The following is a 25775-nucleotide window of genomic DNA, read 5'->3' as shown; positions in this document are numbered from 1 at the left end:
GCAGGGTGAGGAATCGGGCGGCTCCGAGGGACGGACCCACGGCCGGGCCGACAGTCCGGCCACGGAGTGCTGCGCAGACGGGCGGGTAGCATGGCGCTCCATGGCCAGGCCCAAGGAGTTCGATCCGGAGACGGCGCTCCGGGCGGCGATGGAGACGTTCCGTCGCCGGGGGTACGAGGGCACGTCCGTACAGGACCTCGTGGACGCGCTGGGGATCAACCGCTCCAGTATGTACGCTGCTTTTGGCTCCAAGCACGACCTCTATTTGAAGGCCCTGGAGCGCTACGGCGCGGACGAGAGGGCCAAGGCGGAGACCGAGCTGGCCGGTGGCGGTCCGGCGCTGCCCGCGCTTCGAGCCTTCCTGCTGTCTTATGTGGACGCCGCGCTGACGGATTCGGAGCGCAACGGCTGCCTGGTCACCCATGGGCTGATGGAACGCGTTCCCGGCGACCCCGAGGCCACCACGCGGCTGCGCGCCGCGCTCCGGGGGATGGAGGACGCCTACTCCGCCCTGCTGCTGCAGGCCCGCGCCAACGGGGAGCTCGCACCCGGCACGGATGTGAAGCGTGTGGCGCGGTTTCTCGTCACCTTCACCCAGGGTTTGCGGGTGATGGAGAAGGCGGCGGACCGGGAGTACCTGACCGAGGCCGTGGACCAGGCGCTGAGCGTCTTCCGCAAGGGGCCGATGGGCCGGCCACGAGGGCCGGAGACTGCGCTGCCGACGTAGCAGGCGCTGGAGGCACTCAAGCTGCGGCCGGCGGCAGCCTCACCGTCGACTGACGTCACAGGAGCCCCGCCTATCCCGTTCCGGCCAGTCCACCGCGGCCCCGATCACAGCGAGCGAAGAACGGGCGAAGGCAACGCCGGAAGCGATCACGAGATACGGGCGGTTCTCCACCATGTTCTCGATCATCTCTGCGGCGTAGGTGCCGGTGGTGGCGCCGGTTGCCACATCGCTCAGCGCTGCCATGGCGGGACTCCACGGACTGTCCGGGCGCCACACACCGTTCTCTGGCTGGGAGTTCGGGTGAGTGCCTGGGGGACACGGGATGGCGTCGGGTACGGGTCGGGGGCGTCGTCGGGGATGACGTTCGGGTTCGAGGCAGGGGCGACTCAGGGACGGATCAGGGTTGGTGAGGGGGTGGACGCGGGCGGACGCGGGGACAGTTCAGTCAGGAAGCGAAAGGCGGCGGCCAGGCAGGGAAAACAAGAAGAGAAGGAGGCCCAAGGGGCCGGTAACGGCAGTCCGAGGAGCCGGGCAAGCAGAAGCGCACATACAGGCACCAGAAACCGAGGAGATGGGGGGACGCACGATGACGGGGGACCTGATGGTGTACGGGGCGGTGCCGAGGTCGCCGGCGCGGCCGACCGTGGGGCACGCGATGGGTATCGTGGCGCCGCGTGGGCGACAGTACGGTGTGGACTCTGGCAATCGCGGCGCTGACCGGTGGCACGGCGGTACTGGCCAGCTGGGTGACCAGTCGAGGCAGTACGCAGGCCGCCAAGATCCAGGCCGAGACGGCAGCACGGTCGCAACGCGCGGAACGGCTGCGGGAGAGCAGGCGCGCCGCCTATCTCGATCTGATCGAACAGACCCACCGCATTGGGGAGTTGTACTGGGAGATCTCCGCAGAGCTACGGGAGTCGGCGTCGGACACACGGACCGCCAGGCTCGATGGGCTGCTCGACCGAGAGGTGGCGGAGTACGCGAAGATCCGCCGCTGCGCGCGGGTCGTGGAGTTGGAAGGCCCACCCTCAGCCGCAGCCTCGGCGCTCGCCCTGCAGAAGGCGACTGGCCCCTTCTACGAGGCCCTGAGGGCGGGCCTGGCCGATGGCACGGACTGCCAGGAGCAGTTCAACGCCGCCTACAACACTTTCTGGAAGAGGCTGGAGCAGTTCGTGGACACGGCCCGGGACGCACACCAGATGGAGTGAGCGTTATACGGGCGGACCACGGGACTTGCACGTATCCCGTCCCTGCCTGAGGTCAGGCGCTCTGGGCCCGCCCGCGTGCCCGGTACGCACGCATAGGTCTTGAGGCAGCGCCGGCGCGGCCGGGTCTTGGCCTGTTGGTCCTCGAACGCGGCGGCGAGCGCCAGTGATGCGAGGCGCCGCCACCCTGTGCTCGGCGGCTCCCGACGCACGGAACCGTCCGCACCCAGTCGGAGCACGGCGGAGATCGAGTGCAGTACGGGTGCAATGGCTACCAGCTTGGGCGCCGCGACCTCTCGTGACTCGGCCGTCTGCTCCTGAATATCGCCGCGGACGGGCCGCAGCTCCTCCAGGCGGACGGCCCAGCGGCGGGCGGCCCAAAGGCGCTCGACCATCGGCGCCCGGCAACACCTGAGACGCCGGATGTCCGGTGACCGTCCGCCACTGCCGCCGTCACCTTGTCGGCCCCCATGCGTGCGCATCGGCGAGCCCTGCCAGCAGATCCGGGCAACGGAGGGGCGCCCGCGGTGACAGCGTTGAGTAGATCCTGGACGAGCCCGAGGCCGAGGCCGACGCCGGCGCGGACTACAGGCCGCATCCGGCGGTCGCCGACCAAGCCATCGTGAATCGCCCCTCCCGCGCACCTCCCGTGAGCCCGGCCGGCTCATCACGCTCAACCGCCACCCCGGAGGTCGCCAGCCACCGGAAACGCTCCGCGACCGGGTCATCGCGCTCCACTCCGTCTCCGGAGCGAGCCCGGCCCGGGCGGGTCACCTTATTCAGACAACGACCAGGCGAGAACTCCAGAAATTCGAGTGCTCCACAGATCGGGACAGCACCGTTCGGCACTCCACCCACAGCCCACCCACGACGAACCAACCCCCATCCCTCACCCATTCGGCGTAGCGACCCTCTCGCCGCCAGCCGGCCGTACAGCGCCCGGTAAGTAACCGGCAAAGCAGGGCCGAGGAGGATCGCAGTCGCCGGTTCCGAACGCGGATGGTGAGCGCGCTGCGGCAATCGGCTGCGTACGATAACCGGGATGAATAGCGCCTTTCTGGCCGAATAGCGAGGGCATGCGTGTCTACCGGCCGCCCGCGTCCGCGGGCGGCAATTCGCTCAGCGCTCGCAGCAATTCAACTCTCCAACGAAAAACACCCCCACCCATCCCCCACCCCCACCCACCCCGTCCTTCTCACTCCGGGAGTTCGGAATGGCACAGGAAACCGACAGCACCGTCTGGAACTGCCCATTCGATTACGCCGAGGCGCTGGAGTTCGATCCGACGCTCAGGCAAATCATGACCGAAGAACCGGTCGCACGTATTCGGCTGCCCTATGGAGAGGGCTGGGCGTGGCTGGTCACGCGGTACGACGACGTGCGAACGGTGACGACCGACCGGCGGTTCAGCCGGCACGCGATCGTCGGGCGGGACTTTCCGCGGATGACGCCGGAACCGATCGTTCAGGACGAGGCGATCAACGTCATGGACCCGCCCGCGAGCAGCCGGCTGCGGAGCCTGGTGTCCAAGGCGTTCGCCCCGAAGCAGGTCGAGCGCATGCGGGCCCGTACGCAGCACGTCGTGGACGAGTTGCTGGACCGGATGCTGGAGGACGGGGCGCCCGGCGACCTCATGGAGAACCTCGCGTCGCCGCTACCGCTCACGACCATCTGCGAGGTGCTGGACATCCCGGAGGACGAGCGCGCGCAGCTGCGCGGCCACGCCCGGACGATGATGAACGTCAGCCTCGACAACAAGGAAAACGCCATCCGCGCCAAGGCCGAGATGCGGGAGTACTTCGCAGAGCTGACCGCACGGCGCCGGCGGGACCCGGGCGACGACCTGATCAGCGCGCTGGCCACGGCCCGCGTCGGGGACGAGGTCCTGGACGCGAAGGAGTTGACCGTCATGGCGATGGTGCTCCTCATCACCGGCCAGGACACCACCACCTACGAGATCGGCAACCTCTCGTACACGCTGCTGACCCGGCCCAAGGACCTGGCGATGCTGCGCGAGAACCCCGAGGCGCTGCCACAGGCGATGGAGGAGATGCTGCGGTTCATCCCGTTCCGCAAGGGAGTCGGCATCCCACGCGTCGCGCTGGAGGACGTCGAGCTGAGCGGGGTGACGATCCGAGCCGGTGACATCGTGCACGTCTCGTATCTGACGGCCAACCGGGACAGCCGGAAGTTCGAGCGGCCGGACGAGCTGGACCTCACGCGTGAGCCCACGGGCCACATGACGTTCGGCTGGGGCGCGCACCACTGCCTGGGCGCACCTCTGGCCCTCACGGAGATGCAGGTGGCGCTCAGCACCCTGCTCAAGCGGTTCCCCGAACTGAGGCTGGCGAAGCCGGCCGAGGAAGTTCGTTGGAACACGACAGCGATCTGGCGTTACCCGGTGGCTCTGCCGGTGGTGTGGTGAGTCCGCGGGGCCGCGGTGAATCCGCGGCCCCGACCGGCGGAATGCGGAACTCACTCCCCTGGCGTACGGTCTAATAACGACCCATCTGCACGGGGAGAGTTCATTCTTCGACGGATGGCCCGCTCGCGTCCTTCCAGGGTCTGTGTGTCATCAGACCGACGGAATCGCCGGAGATTCCACCGGTCGACAACGGAAGAGCAACGACGCGAAATGCAGAGCGAATTCAGCACTGAGCGGACCACAGTCTGCAAGGAGTGCATCGATGGCCGTTTTGTGCAAGCCGGCAATCGCGGTCCCTGAATACATCATCACCAGGGACGACACCCTCGAACTGGCACGACAGCTGCACGCCGACCACGCACAGCTGAATCTCGTGCTGCGACTGATCGAGCATACGGGCGTCGTACGACGGCATCTGATCCAGCCGATCGACAAGGTGCTGGAACACCCGGGGTTCGACGCCCGCAGCGCTATCTACGAAGAGGAGTCCAAGGCACGCGTCCCCGACGTGGTGCGCAAGGCCCTCGACGAGGCGGAGCTGGAGCCACGCGAGATCGACCTGATCATCTACGTGTCGTGCACCGGCTTCATGATGCCGTCGCTGACGGCGTGGCTCATCAACCACATGGGGTTCCGGTCGGACACCCGGCAGGTTCCGATAGCCCAACTCGGGTGCGCCGCGGGCGGTGCCGCGATCAATCGCGCGCATGACTTCTGCCAGGCATACCCGGACGCCAACGTCCTCATCGTCGCCTGCGAGTTCTGCTCGCTGTGCTACCAGCCCGAGGACGTGGGAGTCGGATCGCTGCTGTCCAACGGCCTGTTCGGGGACGCGGTGGCGGCGGCCGTGATGCGCGGCAAGGGCGGCAGGGGCGTCCATCTGGAGCGCAACGCCTCGTACCTGATACCGCACACGGAGGACTGGATCTCCTACGCGGTGCGTTCCACGGGATTCCACTTCCAGCTCGACAAGCGGGTCCCGGGCACGATGGAGCCGCTCGCACCGGCGCTCCGCTCCCTCGCGGAAGAGCACCAATGGGACGCCGGCAACCTGGACTTCTACATCGTCCACGCGGGCGGCCCGCGCATCCTCGACGACCTCAGTCGCTTCCTGGGCGTACCTCACGAGGCGTTCCGGTTCAGCCGGGCGACGCTGACCGAGTACGGCAACATCGCCAGCGCGGTGGTGCTCGACGCCCTGGCCCGCATGTTCGACGAGGCGTCGGCCGAGGAAGGACAGCGCGGCCTGCTGGCCGGCTTCGGCCCCGGCATCACCGCCGAAATGGCACTGGGGACGTGGTCGTCGGCCAACTGACGGAGGAGGAGCGGGAGCAGCAGTACCTGACGGGCCGTCTCCGGACGGCCCGTCAGGCGTGCGCGCACATGCAACTGCGCATGAAGCGGGACGTCGCGCCACCGCCCCGGACAAAGCGCCGGAACCGGCCGATCGGGCCGCCGGGCAGGCAAGCCGGCCATGCCGACCCGAGAACGGCGATCGAGCGACCGGGCTGACGCGCCGCAGCCGCCGAAGGCTGCCGCACCCGACCGATGGCGACCTTCGCCCAGCAGTCCGCAGTTGCAAAGAATCGCCCATACGGCACGGCTTGTCCGGGGCTGTGGCCGGTGCACTTTCCGGCCTCCGCGAATGCCGTGCCGCGGCGCCGGAGAAGGAAACGGGAAACAGCATCGATCGCCTTGTCCGTTCGGGGCGGGGTGCCGCACTCTCTTGGTGCGGCGTCAACTCGCCCGGGCAGACGAGCTTTGGGGGTTTTTGTGCCGTCGTCCGTCGAGTTCGGCGAGGAACTGAGAAAACGGCGTCTGGAAGCGGGGCTGAGCCTCACGGCCCTGTCCGGCGCCGTGCATTACAGCAAAGCGCAGTTGAGCAAAGTCGAGCGAGGTATCAAGTCGCCCAGCGGCGACCTCGTCCGGCTGTGCGATGCCGTCCTCGGTGCCGACGGGGCACTGATCGCGCTGGCCGTGAAGGCCCCTGCCGACGCACCTGCCCGGCCCGGGCCGGGGCAACTCGGAGAGGAGGAATGGATCATGCAGTTGTCGCCGGACGGCCCGAACCGGTTCCAGCCCATCGGGCGGCGGGAGGTGATGGGTGCCGGCCTCGCTTCGCTGATGACATGGCGGTCGAACGGCACGGGACCCGTTGCCCCGGCTGCGGGAGCCGGCATGCTCGAAGCGTCCCGCTCGCTGTTCGCGCACTATCGGAGACTCGGCCAGACCGTGGAACCGGGTCTGCTCCTGCCCGTCCTGATCGCCCAGACACACACCCTGCGGGAACTGTCGGCCCAGGCCGACACCGGCACCCGTCGGCAGCTCCTGGCACTCGGTTCCCGGTATGCCGAGTACGTCGGCTGGCTGGTACAGGAGACCGGGGACGACCGGGCGGCACTGTGGTGGACGCAGCGCGCGGTGGATCTCGCGGCAGCCGGCGGCGACCAGGCACTGGCCGGCTACGCGCTGGTCCGCCGAGCCCTGGTCACGCTCTACCGGGAGGACGCCGGGCAGACGGTGGCGCTGGCCCGTCGCGCTCAGAACGGCTCGCTGCCACCGCGGATCCGCGGACTGGCCGCGCAACGCGAGGCTCAGGGCCATGCGCTCGCGGGCGACCTCGATGCCTGTCTGCGCGCTCTGGACCGCGCTCGTGACCTCCTCGCCCGTCAAGAGGACGGTTCCGGCGAACCGGTGATAGGCACCATGCACCTCCCGGACTCGGTCGGCATGGTCACCGGCTGGTGCCTGGTCGATCTCGGCCGACCACAGCGGGCGAGCGAGGAGTTGGACCGGCAACTCGGCCTGGTCGCCCCGGACGCCGTGCGCACGCGGGTGCGGTACGGCGTGCGCCGTGCGCTCGCCCATGCCACCGCCGGCGAGATCGACCATGCCTGTGTGCTGACGGCTTCGCTGCTCGACGGCGTGGCCGCGGTGCGTTCAGCCACCGTCACAACCGACCTCCGACGCCTGGCCAGGGTTCTGGCCCGCCACGCGGACCACCCGGCGGTGCGCCGCCTCGGCCCACGGCTCGGCACGTTGTCACGCTTGCCCACTTCCTGAGGGAGAGTTCCCATGGACGAGGTTTTCCTCAACTACCGCACCGGCGACGGGGAGAAGACCGCCGCGCTGATCGATCAGGAGTTGTCACGTCGCTTCGGTCGGAAATCCATCTTCCGTGCGTCGAAGTCCATCGCCCCTGGGGCGGCCTACCCCGAGAGCCTGCTGACCGCACTTCGACGCAGCTCCCTCTTCCTGGCCGTCGTGGGGCCGGACTGGACGAACTTCCAGCACCGGCTGCATGACCCGGAGGACTGGGTGCGCAAGGAGATCGAGGAGGCGTTCGCCTGTGGGCTTCCGGTCGTTCCCGTATTGGACGGCCGGAAGACGAACCGGCTGAGCCGGGCGGACCTACCGCCCGAAATTGCTCTGCTCGCCGACCTCCAATCCGTTCCCTTCGACACCCACGACGTCGAGACGGGTCTCCGGCGCATCGGCGATCTGGTGGCCGAGATGGTCCCCGGCCTGCGCGACCTGACCCGGACCGATGGCGCGTCGCCCGAGTCGGAAGCCGTGACGAACTCGATCGGGGACGTCGGCGGAACAGTCGTACAGGGCCGCGACTTCACCGGAGACGTCGGCGGCACCGTGGTCAAGGACTCCCACGGGCCCGTCCACACCGGACACGGCGACATCTACCAGAACTCCCGTCATGACTCGGGCGGCCGGCACTTCTCGGGCCACGGGATGACGTACTTCGAGGGAGACAACCACGGCGGCGTCCAGCATCAGTTCCGTGCGCCGGATCCCCGCGAGGACGGCGGCCGGTGAACCAGTACAGCAGCACACGCGTCGAGAACCCACAGGGGTTCACCCACACAGGCTCCGGCCACATCTACATCGGCGCCCAGTTACAGGACTCGGACAAGCCGTCCTTCCGCCGCATCGCCGAGGACCAACTCAACTGGTTGCGACGCATGTTGGTCGCACCTTCCAACATGGGCAGGGCCCGCTCCGTTCTCGCCGACACCGGTACCGTCATTCTGGACGGCCCCCCGGGCAGCGGTCGAACAGCCGCGGCCCGCGTGCTCCTGTACGAGTACCACCAGGACCACGGAGCCTTCCACGAGCTGCTGCCGGACGAGGAGGACGAGCTGCCCCTTCGGGAGCCGGCTCTGGTCGAGCACGGTGACCAGCTGCTCCTCGATCTCTCCGCTGCCGACGACGCCCGGTGGTCCGCGGCACGGACGGGCCTCTCCACTCTCCGCAAGGCCGTCCATGAACAGCACGCGCACCTAGTGGTGGTCATGCCGCACCACGGCCCCCTCGACGCCGACCTCGAGCACTACCGCGTCGAAATCCAGCGCCCCTCGGGCAAACGCGTCTTCTGGCGGCACCTCCGCGTCCACGGCATTCCGTACGAGCACCACATGCAACGCGACGTCACCGTCACCGAATTCCTGGACTCGGAAAGGCCGATGCGGGAGATCGCGGGCTTCGCCGACCTCGTGCGCCGCGCCCGCGAGGCGGCTCCACCGGACGAAGGGTTCGCGCAGTGGTGCGCGAGGGCCCGAAAAGCACGCAACGACCGGCGGAAGGAGGTCGCAACGCAAGTCGCCGACCTGCCCGGGGCTCCCCAGCGGGCACTGCTGGTCACCCTCGCCATGCTCCATGGTGCCCACGCCGACGTCATCCACTGCGCGACCCGGCTCCTGTTGCGCACGCTCGGCTCTCCGCCGGAAGGCCCGCCGCTGCTCGAGCACAAGGACCTCGCCCAGCGCCTCGCGGAAATCTCCGCCGAGGCCGGGCCGGGCGGGCACGTGCGGTTCACGGAGCTGGACCACGACTCCGCAGTCCGCGCACATTTCTGGGACCACATGCCTGATCTACGAGCCCACCTCGGCACCTGGGCCACGAGCGTGGTGGACGTGCCCGACCCGCACCTCACCCCTGTCGTCCGCGACGAACTGGTGACGCGCATAGCCGGCCAATACCTGCGCACCGGGAGCGGGGACGGCCTGGCGTCACTCGCCGAAGGGTGGAGTACCGCGACGGCGAGCCGGGCGCGGCTCGAGGCCGCTGTCCAGGCGCTCACCTGTGGTCTCAACGATCCGGATCACGGCCGACTCTTCCGCGAGCGGATCTACCAGTGGTGCGCCTACCGGCGCCTCAGGGGAGAGTTCGCGCAGGTACTCGTCCAGGTCTGCGTCGACGTCCTCGCGGTCAGCCATCCCGACCAGGCCCTGCTCAGGCTGTACCATCTGGCCCGGCGCGAGCGCCACACCACACGCGCCGGGCAAGCGCTCCGCGACCTGGTGGCCGGCAGCCGCCGGCTGCACCGGAGGCTGCTCGACCGCCTCGCACGATCCGACCTCGCGCCGCCCGTCCTCGGCATCTTCCTGCGCGTCTGCGATCCGGTGCTGCTGACCGACTCCACCGACGCCGCACGCGCGCTGGTGGAGGAATCCGGCGTGCAGCTCGCCCTGACCGCGTGCTGGCATGCGGTCCTGGCCGAGCTGCCGCGGGCGACGTGGCAGCCCGGCGTGGAACGTTGGCTCCACCGGGCGGCCGACGAGACCGGACACCGCGGTGAGCTTCTGCTCGATCTTCTGGTCGGCGCCGCCGAGCGGTGCGAGGAGAGAGGCGCGGTATTCGCCGCCTTGTACGCGAGCGCCCGCGCAGCCGAGCGCACTGCTCCGGGAGACGCCACGCGCTCCGCCGAAACCACCGAACTGCTCCTCGACAAGATCTGCGCGGCCCAGGGCCTCGGCCCGGCCGGCCCATCGACCGCCTCGGACAGGGGGACTCGACCGTGACGACCGCACGAAAGACGACGACCGTCTTCCTCACCGTCCTGGGTGGCCTGCTGCTGGCCATCCTCGGCATCGCCCAGCGCTGGCCCGTATGGTCGTGGCCGGTACTGGCGGTGTGCCTGCTCGCCGTTCCCGCGGCGGCCTTCCGGATCGCCTCGCTGCGCCGCGGCTCCGTGCCGGTCAGCTTCACCGAACAGCTCACGGCCTCCCCCGTGGAACGCACCGAACACCGCGTCCGCCAGGTGGCGTTACCCAGCCTCTGGGACGACTACAACTTCGTCTTCTCGGCGACCGTCCGGTGGTACCTCGTCGAATCGCCCGATAACGCCGCCGTCCTCAATCCGGCGGGACTCGCCGTCGAAGCAATCCTGAACCGCGCCCGCGCCCTCACCGAGAAACGGGAACCGGGCCGGGCGTCGTTCGTCCAGCATGAACTCAGCGGTGTCCTCAGCCATATGCGGCCAGAGCCGACGGGACATCTCCAGGCGATGGCGGAAAACGTCAGCCTCACCCTGCTCGAGCAGGACCAGGAGCGTTTGGACAGACTCGCCAAGGTGCGGAAGGAAAAGGCGGTCTGGGAGCACCAGCGCAAGTACGAGCAGAGCAGGCGCCAGTACTTGGGAGAGGACGTGCTGAAGGACACCGGCAGCGCCGTGGTCTGGTGGCTCGCCAAGAACGACGAGCAGGTGGAAAAGACGGTTGCGGACCTCGCGCTGCTGGCGCAGCTCGCATCCGCGGCCAACGACACCGACATTCCTGAGCGTCTGCAGAACCTCGTGCTGCAACCCGCCGAACCCGCCGCCGCGGAATTCCTGGAGGAGGGCCCCATGCCCGCCCCTCGACCGCAGACGGCCGCAGATCACCTCTCCGGCTTCTTCGACGCCATGGGCTTCGCCGAGGGAGACGTTCGGCGGACGATGCTGGCGAAACAGATCTCCGACGTCATCAAGCAGCAGAACCGCCATGAGACGGCCGAAGACCTGCTGCATCGATTCGATCCGCCGGCGACCTTCACTCCGGACAATGGCGAGGGCCCCGACCCCGCCACCGACGCGCCCGATGAGCCTTAGTTCTCCCGGGGGGCCAGGTGCTCCGGCCCGTACCAGCACACGGAAGCACAACGCAAAAAAGCCTCGTTCCCCGAGTCGAAACTCGGGGAACGAGGCTTAATCAAAACTTGTTCGGCGGCGTCCTACTCTCCCACAGGGTCCCCCCTGCAGTACCATCGGCGCTGAAAGGCTTAGCTTCCGGGTTCGGAATGTAACCGGGCGTTTCCCTAACGCTAAAACCACCGAAACACTATGAAACTCAGAACAACCGTTGGTCTGTTCGTGGCTTCAGAACCAACACAGTGGACGCGAGCAACTGAGGACAAGCCCTCGGCCTATTAGTACCAGTCAACTCCACACCTTACGATGCTTCCATATCTGGCCTATCAACCCAGTCGTCTACTGGGAGCCTTACCCCATCAAGTGGGAGGGAGCCCTCATCTCGAAGCAGGCTTCCCGCTTAGATGCTTTCAGCGGTTATCCTTTCCGAACGTAGCCAACCAGCCATGCCCTTGGCAGAACAACTGGCACACCAGAGGTCCGTCCGTCCCGGTCCTCTCGTACTAGGGACAGCCCTTCTCAAGACTCCTACGCGCACAGCGGATAGGGACCGAACTGTCTCACGACGTTCTAAACCCAGCTCGCGTACCGCTTTAATGGGCGAACAGCCCAACCCTTGGGACCGACTCCAGCCCCAGGATGCGACGAGCCGACATCGAGGTGCCAAACCATCCCGTCGATATGGACTCTTGGGGAAGATCAGCCTGTTATCCCCGGGGTACCTTTTATCCGTTGAGCGACGGCGCTTCCACAAGCCACCGCCGGATCACTAGTCCCTACTTTCGTACCTGCTCGACCCGTCAGTCTCACAGTCAAGCTCCCTTGTGCACTTACACTCAACACCTGATTACCAACCAGGCTGAGGGAACCTTTGGGCGCCTCCGTTACCCTTTAGGAGGCAACCGCCCCAGTTAAACTACCCACCAGACACTGTCCCTGATCCGGATCACGGACCCAGGTTAGACATCCAGCACGACCAGAGTGGTATTTCAACAACGACTCCACACCAACTGGCGTTGGCGCTTCACAGTCTCCCACCTATCCTACACAAGCCGAACCGAACACCAATATCAAGCTATAGTAAAGGTCCCGGGGTCTTTCCGTCCTGCTGCGCGAAACGAGCATCTTTACTCGTAATGCAATTTCACCGGGCCTATGGTTGAGACAGTCGAGAAGTCGTTACGCCATTCGTGCAGGTCGGAACTTACCCGACAAGGAATTTCGCTACCTTAGGATGGTTATAGTTACCACCGCCGTTTACTGGCGCTTAAGTTCTCAGCTTCGCCAACCCGAAGATTGACTAACCGGTCCCCTTAACGTTCCAGCACCGGGCAGGCGTCAGTCCGTATACATCGCCTTACGGCTTCGCACGGACCTGTGTTTTTAGTAAACAGTCGCTTCTCGCTGGTCTCTGCGGCCACCCCCAGCTCAGGAAGCAAGTTCCCTCACCAGAAATGGCCCCCCTTCTCCCGAAGTTACGGGGGCATTTTGCCGAGTTCCTTAACCATAGTTCACCCGAACGCCTCGGTATTCTCTACCTGACCACCTGAGTCGGTTTAGGGTACGGGCCGCCTTGAAACTCACTAGAGGCTTTTCTCGACAGCATAGGATCATCCACTTCACCACAATCGGCTCGGCATCAGGTCTCAGCCTTAACGTGCGACGGATTTGCCTATCACACGGCCTACACCCTTACCCCGGGACAACCACCGCCCGGGCTGGACTACCTTCCTGCGTCACCCCATCGCTTACCTACTACAAGTCTGGTCCGTCGGCTCCACCACTCCCCTCAACTCCGAAGAGATCAGGGCGGCTTCACGGACTTAGCATCGCCTGATTCAGTACTGGGCGCTTCAAAGCGGGTACCGGAATATCAACCGGTTGTCCATCGACTACGCCTGTCGGCCTCGCCTTAGGTCCCGACTTACCCTGGGCAGATCAGCTTGACCCAGGAACCCTTAGTCAATCGGCGCAAGAGTTTCCCACTCTTGTATCGCTACTCATGCCTGCATTCTCACTCGTGAACCGTCCACAACTCGCTTCCACGGCTGCTTCACCCGGCACACGACGCTCCCCTACCCATCACAACAGGCGTTAGCCCTCATGCTGCAATGACACGACTTCGGCGGTGTACTTGAGCCCCGCTACATTGTCGGCGCGGAATCACTTGACCAGTGAGCTATTACGCACTCTTTCAAGGGTGGCTGCTTCTAAGCCAACCTCCTGGTTGTCTCTGCGACTCCACATCCTTTCCCACTTAGCACACGCTTAGGGGCCTTAGTCGATGCTCTGGGCTGTTTCCCTCTCGACCATGGAGCTTATCCCCCACAGTCTCACTGCCGCGCTCTCACTTACCGGCATTCGGAGTTTGGCTAAGGTCAGTAACCCGGTAGGGCCCATCGCCTATCCAGTGCTCTACCTCCGGCAAGAAACACACGACGCTGCACCTAAATGCATTTCGGGGAGAACCAGCTATCACGGAGTTTGATTGGCCTTTCACCCCTAACCACAGGTCATCCCCCAGGTTTTCAACCCTGGTGGGTTCGGTCCTCCACGAAGTCTTACCTCCGCTTCAACCTGCCCATGGCTAGATCACTCCGCTTCGGGTCTAGAGCGTGCAACTCAAACGCCCTCTTCGGACTCGCTTTCGCTACGGCTTCCCCACACGGGTTAACCTCGCTACACACCGCTAACTCGCAGGCTCATTCTTCAAAAGGCACGCAGTCACGACTGATGAGAAAACTCACCAGCGACGCTCCCACGGCTTGTAGGCACACGGTTTCAGGTACTATTTCACTCCGCTCCCGCGGTACTTTTCACCATTCCCTCACGGTACTATCCGCTATCGGTCACCAGGGAATATTTAGGCTTAACGGGTGGTCCCGCCAGATTCACACGGGATTTCTCGGGCCCCGTGCTACTTGGGTGTCTCTCAAACGAGCCGCTGATGTTTCAGCTACGGGGGTCTTACCCTCTGCGCCGGACCTTTCGCATGTCCTTCGCCTACATCAACGGTTTCTGACTCGTCCCACAGCCGGCAGACTGCAGAAAAGAGATCCCACAACCCCGCACTGGCAACCCCTGCCGGGTATCACACCAATACGGTTTGGCCTCATCCAGTTTCGCTCGCCACTACTCCCGGAATCACGGTTGTTTTCTCTTCCTGCGGGTACTGAGATGTTTCACTTCCCCGCGTTCCCTCCACACTGCCTATGTGTTCAGCAGCGGGTGACAGCCCATGACGACTGCCGGGTTTCCCCATTCGGACACCCCCGGATCAAAGCTCGGTTGACAGCTCCCCGGGGCCTATCGCGGCCTCCCACGTCCTTCATCGGTTCCTGGTGCCAAGGCATCCACCGTGCGCCCTTAAAAACTTGGCCACAGATGCTCGCGTCCACTGTGCAGTTCTCAAGCAACGACCAGCCACCCACCACCCCAACCCGAAGGCTGAGTTCACTGGGGCCGGCGTTCGAAGGGCAAGCAACGCTCGCACCCTCAGACACCCAACAGCGCGCCCGACCAACCCAAACCACAGTCCCGTGTTCCACGCCGAAGCAGTACTAACGAGCCATGACCTGAACAGGCCGAATAGTCAACGTTCCACCCATGAGCTAACCACCGTCGAACATTCGCCGACGTAGTGGCTCTGGACAATCTTGCGACTGCCTAGATGCTCCTTAGAAAGGAGGTGATCCAGCCGCACCTTCCGGTACGGCTACCTTGTTACGACTTCGTCCCAATCGCCAGTCCCACCTTCGACGATTCCCTCCCACAAGGGGTTGGGCCACCGGCTTCGGGTGTTACCGACTTTCGTGACGTGACGGGCGGTGTGTACAAGGCCCGGGAACGTATTCACCGCAGCAATGCTGATCTGCGATTACTAGCAACTCCGACTTCATGGGGTCGAGTTGCAGACCCCAATCCGAACTGAGACCGGCTTTTTGAGATTCGCTCCACCTCACGGTATCGCAGCTCATTGTACCGGCCATTGTAGCACGTGTGCAGCCCAAGACATAAGGGGCATGATGACTTGACGTCGTCCCCACCTTCCTCCGAGTTGACCCCGGCAGTCTCCTGTGAGTCCCCATCACCCCGAAAGGCATGCTGGCAACACAGAACAAGGGTTGCGCTCGTTGCGGGACTTAACCCAACATCTCACGACACGAGCTGACGACAGCCATGCACCACCTGTACACCGACCACAAGGGGGACCCTGTCTCCAGAGTTTTCCGGTGTATGTCAAGCCTTGGTAAGGTTCTTCGCGTTGCGTCGAATTAAGCCACATGCTCCGCTGCTTGTGCGGGCCCCCGTCAATTCCTTTGAGTTTTAGCCTTGCGGCCGTACTCCCCAGGCGGGGAACTTAATGCGTTAGCTGCGGCACGGACGACGTGGAATGTCGCCCACACCTAGTTCCCAACGTTTACGGCGTGGACTACCAGGGTATCTAATCCTGTTCGCTCCCCACGCTTTCGCTCCTCAGCGTCAGTATCGGCCCAGAGATCCGCCTTCGCCACCGGTGTTCCTCCTGATATCTGCGCATTTCACCGCTACACCAGGAATTCCGATCTCCCCTACCGAACTCTAGCCTGCCCGTATCGAATGCAGACCCGGAGTTAAGCCCCGGGCTTTCACATCCGACGCGACAAGCCGCCTACGAGCTCTTTACGCCCAATAATTCCGGACAACGCTCGCGCCCTACGTATTACCGCGGCTGCTGGCACGTAGTTAGCCGGCGCTTCTTCTGCAGGTACCGTCACTCTCGCTTCTTCCCTGCTGAAAGAGGTTTACAACCCGAAGGCCGTCATCCCTCACGCGGCGTCGCTGCATCAGGCTTTCGCCCATTGTGCAATATTCCCCACTGCTGCCTCCCGTAGGAGTCTGGGCCGTGTCTCAGTCCCAGTGTGGCCGGTCGCCCTCTCAGGCCGGCTACCCGTCGTCGCCTTGGTGAGCCATTACCTCACCAACAAGCTGATAGGCCGCGGGCTCATCCTTCACCGCCGGAGCTTTCCACACACAGAAGATGCCTCCGTGTGTCATATCCGGTATTAGACCCCGTTTCCAGGGCTTGTCCCAGAGTGAAGGGCAGATTGCCCACGTGTTACTCACCCGTTCGCCACTAATCCCCGACCGAAGCCGGTTCATCGTTCGACTTGCATGTGTTAAGCACGCCGCCAGCGTTCGTCCTGAGCCAGGATCAAACTCTCCGTGAATGCTTCCCCGTAATCGGGGCGAACACCACGAGAGCGGAACCACAAGGAGGAATAATCCCCGCGGTTCACAGCGTCCTCGCTGTGCGCCTCCCAAAGCTTTGGAAGGACTTTCAAAGGAACCTCGCCCCAACATGATGTTGGAGACGGGGTATCAACATATCTGGCGTTGACTTTTGGCACGCTGTTGAGTTCTCAAGGAACGGACGCTTCCTTCGGCCTGCCCTCGCGGGCTTCCTCCGGGCGCTTCCCTTCGGTCTTGCGTCTCCGACTCTATCAGACCCTTTCGGCCCTGATTTCCGCCGGTGCGATCCGGCCTTTCGGCTTTCTCGCGGTTCCGACCTTACCAGATCCGTTTCCGTCTCTGGCCCCCTGCCGGAGCGGGGCGACCGTTTCGCTTTCGCTTTTCGGCCTTTCCGACTCTATCAGGTCCGATTTCGATCCGTTTCCGATTCGAATTCGATTCTGATTCCCTGTCGGGGTCACCACTTTAGCTCAATTCCTCGGTGACTCATAATCGAGTCCCGGTCCGAATTTCGGCATGCCGAAATTGTTCCCGGTGAGGGTCGTGCAGTAGTGGCGTGCCACGAAGTGGCGGGATGGCTGCCGTGGGGCCTGTCGGCTCCGGGGCAACTCGTAGAACTTACACGATCCTATGGGTGCGGCACGAATTGGGGGCACGTCCGCGGTGGTCTGAGCCAACCCGGACCGCCAGGCCGTCGCCGCCGCAACGGCGGTGCACACGAGGGCGCCACCGGACACACCAACGACGGGTCGTCTTTCGGTCCAGCGGGCGGGCGGGCGGATGCCTTCTACGTCATCGGCGCCTTGGGCGTGATCCGCATGGCCGCCCTCCAGCACGATCCGGCCCTCCGTGCGCCGCAACCGTGCATGGGCAACCACCGAGATCGGGACAGCGGGCGCCGGCCAGGAGCTTCGACGACGTGGGCTCGACGGCCGGCCGAGCGAGCGAGCGTTATGTGAGCCTGCGACTCGCTCCACGTGGTGAAGTCCGGGAAACGGGTCGAGCACGCCGGCCGCACCACCGCAATCCAGAGAACTCGCAGTTCAGGAGTTCTTTGTCGCCCGCTCCAGGATCACCACGCACTCCACGTGATGGGTCATCGGAAACATGTACGAATCCATGCCGGTCTAGAAACCGCAGGTCAGGAGGCTTCTTTGGCATCTGAGCGGTGGATTCTCGGGGCGTGAGCGTCAAATGAGCGTCACGCATTGCCCTCTCCGACGGCCGAAGGATCAAGGCCACGGAGCGCTGTGACCGCGGCCAGTACGTCACCCCCAACCATGACGAAGCCGGCGTCTCCGCTACGAAGCAATGGCCAAGAGGGTCTCCATGCGCTGCCAGGCGTCGAGGACGGCTTTGCGCGCGTCCGGCTGACGGTGTGCGTAGCGCTGCGTGGTCTGAAAGCTCTCGTGGCCCAGGAGGTGCTGGACCTCGTAGAGCGACACCCCCTTCTGGACAAGCCACGAAGCACACGTGTGACGCATGGAGTGCGGCGTGTAGTGCGGAACGAGCAGTCGCTACCCTTCCATGTCATCGAAGGTGGCACAGGTGTCCAGGTCGTAGGGCGAGCGGATCTGTAAAGAGCCGGGCGGGAAGCCGTCCTTGCCGGTGCGTGGCCGCAACCTGCCGCGGACGGCGACGGTCAACTGCTGCACCAGGATCTGCCGCAGCGCCTCAAGCGCGGGTACTGCGATCCGGTTGGGCGCGTCGGTGGCGACCGTGGCGAGCAGAGCCCGCGCGTCGCCGCCGGCCTGGGTGAGCCGGGAGACCGGATGACGGGGTTGGGAACACAGGCTCACCGGGCGCCCGTAAGGTTCGGCCCACTCGGCCGTAACCAACGGCTCGAGCAACTCAGTGACAGTCACGGCGAGTTCCTAATACAGCCCGGACCGCTTCCAGCACCAGTTCCAGGCGTGTCAGTTCCCGGTCAGCGACCAGGACATGGGTGAAGTCGGTGCGCTACCGCCCCCGCTGCTTGACCAGCTCGGCCCCCGCCAGGCGTCCCAGAGCAAGGTCGAGCATCTGGTCGGCATGGCCGTCCTGAGCGAGCCGATCGCGGCCGTCGCCCAGCACACTGTGGTGGAAGCCCGGATCGTCTAGCTCCAGAGCCAGGGCGTACTTGAAGTCGAGGCGGCAGCGCACCGCCTCGGCGGCCTGCCGGTCGGACAGTGGGAACGCCAGCACGCAGACGGTGGCCAACTGTTCGGGCGGTAGCCCTGGTCGCCCGCCGCGGGGACACCAGGCGGCGAAGTCCTCATCGCGCCACAGGCCATCAAGCCGGTCGCGCACCCACATAGCTGTCGTACCTCGGGGGTGGCTGCTTGCGCCACCCGCACGGTCATCGGCGCAATCTGCGCTGCAGAACAGGGACGTACGGACATCGAGCACCTCGACGAGAACAGCGACAAGCAGAACACTTCAAGAGTGCCCGGTGAACACGCGTCACCAGCGGAGACCCCAAGATCCCCAGACAGAGTCGCTCATTCCCTCATGAGGCCGTGCAACTTTTTCGAGGCTGAAGGGTCGACTTCGGTATGCACCATCGCCTGTCGTACCACCTATACCCGGGGCCACCTCGGGCACCCCTCCACCTACCGGCGCATGCCACAGGCCGACCAGAAGCGTCGCCACGGCCCGCAGGCCATCTGGCGCGCCCTCGCCGGTCATGGACCGAAACGCCACCACCGCCCCCTATGTCATCGCCACAGTCGACATTCAGAGCACGTTTACATTGTCAACAGCACTTCACAGCCCATACTCTTACTCCTGGTGTACACTCCCCGCGAGATACTTACCTTCCACCACGACGCGAGTGACGGGGAGCAGCAGTGGCGCTGGAGCAGGTCGGTGGACGTTTCCGGATCACCGGTGACCTGGGTCGCGGAAACATGGGAGAGGTGCACCGGGCCGTGGACCTGGAAGCCGCACCCGGTTCGACGCAGTACGAGGTGGCGCTGAAGACGGTGCTGCGCAACCGCACAGGCCTACTGGTCGAGGCCGCGGAGGGGAACAAGGAGACACAGCGCTTCCACCGTGAGGTGAAGATCATGCGCATGCTCTCCCAGGGGCACCCCAACCTCACCCATCTGATCGCTGGCGGGGTCGACGACGCACCGGGCGGCAGCGGTCTTCCCTACCTGGCAATGGAGTTGCTCGACGGCCACACCCTGGGCCTGCTGATGGACGAAGAGCCGCAGCTCCCGGTTTCCTGGGTCGCCGCGATCGGCGCGCAGATCGCTTCCGGCCTCGCCGCCGCGCACACAGCTGGCGTCGTCCACCGCGACCTGAAGCCGGCCAACGCGATGCTGCTGCGCGACGGCACCGTGAAGATCCTCGACTTCGGCATGGGCTCCATCGTCGACGACCCCGACCAGACACGGCTGACCAGCACCGGGGTGAGCGTCGGCACGGCCCGGTACATGGCGCCCGAGCAGTTCCGCGCCGAGCCGGTCTCCGCCGCGGCCGATCTCTACGCGCTCGGCTGCGTCCTCTACGAGATGCTGATCGGCCGCCCCCCGTTCTCCGCCCGGACCGCCTACGAGCTGTCCGTGCAGCATCAGTACGACCCGCCGCCGCGGCTGACCATCGTCCGGCCCGATCTGCCGCAGGCCCTGGTGCGCCTGATCTCCCGGCTCCTGGAGAAGGAGCCGGAGAACCGGCCGGAGAACGCCACCCTGGTCCGCGAGGCCCTGATCCCGCACGCGCTCGCCCCCGACGCGACGGTCGGCCTGCTCGCCCCGGAGTGGACGGCGATGGACCCGGTGGCCCGGCTCCGCGCCGACCTGCCGCAGCCCGCCGCCGTGAAGCCGGCCCCGGTACCGCGCCGTTCGCCCCGCCTGCCGGAGACCATGGACGTCTTCGGCATCCACAAGAATCTGATCCAGGAGTACGAGAGCTTCACACGGAGCGCCACCGTCATCCGTGACGCCCGAATCGAGAACTTCGTCGAGGACGACCTGGCCTCGAAGTCGCAGTGGCCCGACCCCTGGCTCTCGCTGAATCCGTTCTTCGCCGACGGCGGCCAGGTCACCGATCTGGTCAGGGACGGGCTGCTGCATCCCCGCTGTGCCGAGATCTTCCAGACCGGCAAGAAGGAGGACGCCCGCCGTCCGGACGGCCGGCCGCTCACCTTCCACCGCCATCAGCGCGAGGCAATCGAGGCGGCCCAGGAAGGCGGCTCGTACGTGCTCACCACCGGCACGGGTTCCGGTAAGTCGCTCTCCTACATCGTGCCGATCGTGAACCAGGTGCTGAGGGAGCGGGACGCGGCCGCTCCGGGAACTCCGCGACGGGTAAGGGCGATCGTCGTCTACCCGATGAACGCGCTGGCCAACTCCCAGCTCAAGGAGTTGGAGAAGTACCTGCGGCACGGCTTCGGGGAGGGCCGCGAGCCGGTCACCTTCGCCCGGTACACGGGCCAGGAGGACGAGGAGCGGCGCAAGGAGCTGCGCCGGAATCCGCCGGACATCCTGCTCACCAACTACGTGATGCTGGAGCTGATGCTCACCCGGCCGGACGACCGCGACGGTCTGATCCGTAACGCCGAAGGCCTGCAGTTCCTCGTCTTTGACGAGCTGCACACCTACCGGGGACGGCAGGGAGCGGACGTCGCGCTGCTGATCCGCCGGGTCCGCGAGGCATGCCGTGCGGGACAGAACCTGCAGTGCATCGGCACCTCTGCGACCATGTCCACCGAGGGCACCTGGGAGGACCAGCGGCGGGAGGTCGCCCGGGTCGCGGGCCGCCTTTTCGGCACCACGGTGCTGCCCACCCGGGTGATCGGCGAGACGCTGGTCCGGGCCACCGATCAGCCACCGGCGGCCGTTCCCCCCGAGCGGCTGCGGATGCCCGCGGCGCCCCGCGCGTACGAGGCACTCACCCGGGACCCCCTCGCCCGCTGGGTGGAGTCCCAGTTCGGCCTTGAGGAGGAGCCGGATACCGGGCGGCTGCGCCGCTGCGCGCCGCAGACCATCGAATCGGCCGCCGAGGAACTGTCCACCGGCTCCGGGGTCCCCGCCGACCAGGTCCGGGAGGCGATCCGCGCCACCCTGGAGGCCGGTTCCCAGGCCAAGCACCCGGTGACCGAACGTCCCCTCTTCGCCTTCCGCCTGCACCAGTTCCTCTCCAAGGGCGACACCGTGTACACGACCCTGGAGAACCCGCTCACCCGCCCGCTGACCCGCACCTTCCAGCTGGAGCAGCCGGGCAGCGGCGGCATGCCGCTGTACCCGTTGTCGTTCTGCCGGGAGTGCGGTCAGGAGTACCTCACGGTGTGGCGCACGGAAGGCCGTGACGGCGTCTTCCGTTACGAGCCACGGCGTGGCACCTCGGCTTCCGGTGGCCGCGAGGGCGAGGGCTGTCTGTATGTCGGGGTGCCGGGCGAGGACTACGCCTGGCCCGCCGATCCGCAGCGGGCCGTGGACGACCGGCGGCTCCCGGAGTCCTGGCTGGAGCAGGACGCGAACGGTCTGACGGTGGTGAAGAAGTCCTACCGGGAGCGGGTGCCCAGGCGCATCGTCGTCGACTCCCTCGGCACGGAGAGCGCGGCAGGCGTGGAGGGCGGCCAGGGCCTGGAGGCCGCGTTCGTCCCGGCGCCATTCCTGTTCTGTGTGCACTGCCAGGTGTCGTACGAGCAGACCCGCGGCCGTGACTTCGCCAAGCTGGCGACGCTCGACCAGGAGGGCCGCTCCTCCGCCACCTCCCTGATCTCGGCCTCCATCCTCAAGTCACTGCGCGCGGTGCCCGAGAAGAGCCTGGACAAGGAGGCCCGCAAGCTCCTCACCTTCGTCGACAACCGTCAGGACGCCTCGCTGCAGGCCGGCCACTTCAACGACTTCGCGCAGGTCACCCAGTTGCGCGGGGCGCTGTACGCGGCGGTCGTGCGCTCCGGTGAGGAGGGGGTACGCCACGACGACCTGACTCTGGCGGTGACGGAGGTGATGGGCCTCGCGCCACGCGAGTACACCGGTGTCGCCGACCAGCCGCCGTCCATGGAACGCCGGGCGACGAAGACCTTCCGGGACGTCGTCGGCTACCGCCTCTACCGCGACCTGGAGCGCGGCTGGCGGATCACCATGCCCAACCTGGAGCAGACGGGCCTGCTGCGCATCGACTACGAGGACCTGGAGTGGGTGGCCGCCCGCGCCGAGCGCTGGGAATCGGCGCACCCGGTGCTCCGCGAGATCGACGCGGAGCTCCGTGCCGAGATCGCCCGCACCCTCCTGGACTTCCTGCGCCGGGGCTTGGCCATCGATGTGCAGTACTTCCGGGACGACTTCGACGCGCTGAAGGGCGCCAGCGAGGAGCGGCTGACCGGCCCCTGGGTCCTCAGTGAAAGCGACAAGCCGAATGTCGGCACGGCCTACCCGTACGGTTCCAAGCCCGGTATGGAGCGCACCGCTCTGTTCCTCTCGCCGCGCGGGAAGTTCGGCAAGTACCTGCGCCGGAACGTACCCGCGCTGCGCGAGGCACCGCAGGACGATGTGCAGGGGGTGATCGAGACCCTGCTCACCGTGCTCCGCGACGCCGACCTGGTGCGCGAGGTGGAGGCAGCACCGGAGCGTTCGGGGCCGGCGTTCCGTCGGCGTGTGGCGGAGAAGCGCACCGGGTACCGGGTGTCGGCCGCCGCGATCGTGTGGCGGGCCGGAAATGGGGAGACGGGGGCGATCGACCCGCTGACCCGCACCTACAGCCACGGCGAGGGGCCGCGCGTCAACCCCTTCTTCCGCGATCTGTACCGCGACGCCGCAACCGAGCTGGCGGGGCTCTACGCCCGCGAGCACACCGCACAGGTGCCGCCGGAGGACCGGCTGCTGCGCGAGGAGGAGTTCCGCACGGCCGAACTGCCGCTGCTCTACTGCTCGCCGACGATGGAGCTGGGCGTCGACATCTCCTCGCTCAACGCGGTGATGATGCGCAACGTGCCGCCGACCCCGGCCAACTACGCCCAGCGTTCCGGCCGTGCGGGCCGTTCGGGGCAGCCGGCGCTGGTGACCACGTACTGCGCGACGGGCAACAGCCACGACCAGTACTACTTCCGCCGCTCGGAGGCGATGGTCTCCGGCCAGGTCGCACCGCCCCGCCTCGATCTCGCCAACGAGGACCTGGTCCGCTCGCACGTCCAGAGCATCTGGCTGGCGGAGACCGAGATGAAGCTCGGTACGGCCGTACCTGACGTCGTCGACGTGGCGTACGACCCGGAGAGCGGGGACCGGCCCGATCCCCGGATGGTGCTGCCGCTGCACACGCACATCCGTGACAGGTCGCTCGACGAGGGCGCCCGGCGCCGCGCGGTCGCCGCCGCGCACAACGTGCTCGCGCCGCTGATCTCGGACTTCCAGGACACGACCTGGTGGTACGACGAGTGGATCGAGGACCGTGTCGAGCGGGCCGCGGACAGGTTCGACGAGTCTTTCGACCGGTGGCGTGAGCTGTTCCGAGCCGCCGTGCTCGACCAGTACGAGCAGAACAAGCGGGTGGTGGACCACACGCTCAGCCAGGGCGAGCAGGGCCGCGCCCGCACCCGCCGCCGGCAGGCCGAGACGCAGACCAATCTGCTGCTCAACCGCTCCACCGACAACAAGTCGGTGATGAGCGACTTCAACCCCTACCGCTATCTGGCCTCCGAGGGCTTCCTCCCCGGCTACAGCTTCCCGCGCCTGCCGCTGGCCGCGTACATCCCGCGTTCGGGCAACCGGCGCAACGCCGACGGCGACTATCTCCAGCGGCCGCGTTTCCTGGCGATCCGCGAGTTCGGTCCGGGTGCGCTGATCTACCACGAGGGCGCCCGCTACCAGGTGACCCGGATCCAGCTGCCGCCGGACGCCTCCGGCGATCTGGCGACGGCGGAGGCACGCCGCTGCGACACCTGCGGTTACCACCACCCGGTCCGTCCGGGCCTCGACCGCTGCGCGATGTGCCGTACGGAGCTGACCGGAAAGCGCACCGGCCTGATCCATCTCCACACCGTGTACACCACCCCCCGCGAGCGGATCTCCTCCGACGAGGAGGAGCGGCGCCGGGCCGGTTTCCGGCTGGAGACCTCGTACGCCTTCCAGGACCACGGGGTCCGCAAGGGCCGTCTCACCTCACAGGTGACGGACGGAGAAGGTGCCGCCGTCCTCGCTCTCGACTACGGCGATTCGGCCACGGTCCGCATCACCAACCTGGGCCGGGTCCGCGACAAGGAGGACGTGCAGGACGGCTACTGGCTGGACCTGGGCGACGGCCGCTGGCTCAATGACCGGGCCGCGGCGGACGCCGTGGAGGGCACCGGGATGCCGGTGGTCGACGAGGACGGCAACGAGAAGCGCCGCCGGAAGCGGGTCCTGCCGTACGTGGAGGACCGGCGGAACATCCTGGTGGCGACGCTGGACGAGCCACTGCCGGAGCCGGTCGCGTTCTCCGTCCTGTACGCCCTGGAGCGGGGCATCGAGGCCGCCTTCGAGCTGGAGGACTCCGAGCTGACGGCCGAACTCCTGCCGCCGCCCGAGGGGCCGCGTCGCCGGCTGCTCTTCACCGAGGCAGCAGAGGGCGGAGCCGGTGTGCTGCGCCGGCTGCGACAGGAGCGAGGGGCGCTGGCGAAGGCGGCCCGCGCCGCCCTGGAGATCTGCCACTTCGACCCGGACACCGGCGAGGACTTGGGCGGTCCCGAGGGCGGCGAGGAGTGCGCCCGCGGCTGCTACGCCTGTCTCCTGACGTACGGCAACCAGACCCACCACCGCCTGCTGAGCCGCCACGCGGCCCGCCCGCTGCTGCTCCTCCTCGCAAGCTCGCAGACCGAACGCGAGGGCCGTGGCGAATCCCGGAGCGAGCAGTTCCACCGGCTGGCGGCACCCGCCGCAGCCGGGTCCGGCGGCCCCGCCCGGAACGGCAGCGATGGCCCCGCCGCGCCCACTCCGCTGGAGGCCGACCTCGAAGCCCTGATCGCCTCGGGTGATCTCCTCGGCTGGCTGAAGGCCAAGGGCTACCGGCTGCCGGACGAGGTCGACGTCCTGGTTCCGGAGGCCGCCGCCAAGCCGGATCTGGTGTTCCGTATGGACGGTGCCCGTCTCGCGGTCTTCGTCGACCTTTCCGACCACGGCGCCGATTCCACCCGGGACCGCGAGGCCGGCTACCGCCTGGAGGAGGCCGGCTGGGACGTGCTGCGTTTCCGGGCGGGATCCGACTGGGACGCCGTGGCGGACGACAACGCGACGTATTTCCAGACCCGTTGACCGTTACGTTCTCTCCGTCGATCCTTACGCTCACCGCCCCGGTCGCACC

Annotated in this window: 13 protein-coding genes and 3 rRNA genes; 9 read left to right on the top strand and 7 right to left on the bottom strand. The window is 66.5% G+C overall.

Annotated elements, in window-relative coordinates; translation table 11 throughout:
- Positions 1 to 100: 100 nt before the first annotated feature.
- Positions 101 to 727, top strand: a complete 627-nt coding sequence (locus K2224_RS35360; RefSeq protein WP_221911202.1) for a TetR/AcrR family transcriptional regulator — start codon at positions 101 to 103, stop codon at positions 725 to 727.
- A gap of 39 nt (positions 728 to 766) precedes the next feature.
- Here the strand turns inward: K2224_RS35360 and K2224_RS35355 are convergent, their stop codons facing one another.
- Positions 767 to 970 (bottom strand): hypothetical protein, encoded by a 204-nt coding sequence (locus K2224_RS35355; RefSeq protein WP_221911201.1) that lies wholly within the window; start codon positions 968 to 970, stop codon positions 767 to 769.
- A 431-nt stretch (positions 971 to 1401) separates the two neighbouring features.
- On the opposite strand from K2224_RS35355, the gene K2224_RS35350 reads away from it, so the two are divergent.
- From K2224_RS35350 to K2224_RS41125, 7 genes are all read left to right on the top strand, one after another.
- Positions 1402 to 1935, top strand: a complete 534-nt coding sequence (locus tag K2224_RS35350) for a hypothetical protein (protein ID WP_221911200.1) — start codon at positions 1402 to 1404, stop codon at positions 1933 to 1935.
- A 1210-nt stretch (positions 1936 to 3145) separates the two neighbouring features.
- The gene (locus K2224_RS35345; RefSeq protein ID WP_221911199.1) at positions 3146 to 4357 is read left to right on the top strand and encodes a cytochrome P450; all 1212 of its coding nucleotides are present in this window, start codon (positions 3146 to 3148) and stop codon (positions 4355 to 4357) included.
- 262 nt (positions 4358 to 4619) lie between these two features.
- Positions 4620 to 5672 (top strand): type III polyketide synthase, encoded by a 1053-nt coding sequence (locus K2224_RS35340; protein ID WP_221911198.1) that lies wholly within the window; start codon positions 4620 to 4622, stop codon positions 5670 to 5672.
- Between the two features lie 458 nt (positions 5673 to 6130).
- Positions 6131 to 7420, top strand: a complete 1290-nt coding sequence (locus K2224_RS35335) for a helix-turn-helix domain-containing protein (protein ID WP_221911197.1) — start codon at positions 6131 to 6133, stop codon at positions 7418 to 7420.
- Between the two features lie 12 nt (positions 7421 to 7432).
- Positions 7433 to 8188, top strand: a complete 756-nt coding sequence (locus tag K2224_RS35330) for a toll/interleukin-1 receptor domain-containing protein (RefSeq protein WP_221911196.1) — start codon at positions 7433 to 7435, stop codon at positions 8186 to 8188.
- Complete coding sequence (locus K2224_RS35325; RefSeq protein WP_221911195.1) at positions 8185 to 10173, top strand: hypothetical protein; 1989 nt, start codon at positions 8185 to 8187, stop codon at positions 10171 to 10173. Before K2224_RS35330 ends, K2224_RS35325 begins: the two co-directional genes overlap by 4 nt.
- Complete coding sequence (locus tag K2224_RS41125; protein ID WP_260693663.1) at positions 10170 to 11240, top strand: hypothetical protein; 1071 nt, start codon at positions 10170 to 10172, stop codon at positions 11238 to 11240. Before K2224_RS35325 ends, K2224_RS41125 begins: the two co-directional genes overlap by 4 nt.
- A gap of 109 nt (positions 11241 to 11349) precedes the next feature.
- On the opposite strand, the gene rrf is transcribed toward K2224_RS41125, so the two are convergent.
- From rrf to K2224_RS35290, 6 genes are all read right to left on the bottom strand, one after another.
- Positions 11350 to 11466 (bottom strand): 5S ribosomal RNA (rrf, locus tag K2224_RS35315).
- Positions 11467 to 11537: 71 nt separating this feature from the next.
- Positions 11538 to 14659, bottom strand: a 23S ribosomal RNA gene (locus K2224_RS35310).
- Positions 14660 to 14960: 301 nt separating this feature from the next.
- Positions 14961 to 16489 (bottom strand): 16S ribosomal RNA (locus tag K2224_RS35305).
- Together the 16S, 23S and 5S rRNA genes form the textbook arrangement of a ribosomal RNA operon.
- Positions 16490 to 17812: 1323 nt before the next feature.
- Positions 17813 to 18025 carry a site-specific integrase gene (locus K2224_RS35300; protein WP_313904837.1) on the bottom strand — a complete coding sequence of 71 codons (213 nt, stop codon included), beginning with the start codon at positions 18023 to 18025 and terminating at the stop codon, positions 17813 to 17815.
- A gap of 3 nt (positions 18026 to 18028) precedes the next feature.
- Positions 18029 to 18310, bottom strand: a complete 282-nt coding sequence (locus tag K2224_RS35295) for a hypothetical protein (RefSeq protein ID WP_221911194.1) — start codon at positions 18308 to 18310, stop codon at positions 18029 to 18031.
- A gap of 160 nt (positions 18311 to 18470) precedes the next feature.
- Positions 18471 to 18710 (bottom strand): transposase, encoded by a 240-nt coding sequence (locus K2224_RS35290; protein WP_221911193.1) that lies wholly within the window; start codon positions 18708 to 18710, stop codon positions 18471 to 18473.
- A 689-nt stretch (positions 18711 to 19399) separates the two neighbouring features.
- On the opposite strand from K2224_RS35290, the gene K2224_RS35285 reads away from it, so the two are divergent.
- Entirely contained in the window at positions 19400 to 25726 is a 6327-nt protein-coding gene (locus K2224_RS35285) for a protein kinase domain-containing protein (RefSeq protein WP_260693916.1), read from the top strand.
- Positions 25727 to 25775: the final 49 nt, after the last annotated feature.

This window comes from Streptomyces sp. BHT-5-2 (assembly GCF_019774615.1).
Taxonomy (GTDB): Bacteria; Actinomycetota; Actinomycetes; order Streptomycetales; family Streptomycetaceae; genus Streptomyces.
The sequence above is the reverse complement of the archived record's forward strand: the minus strand, read 5'-3'. Positions and strand labels throughout refer to the sequence as shown.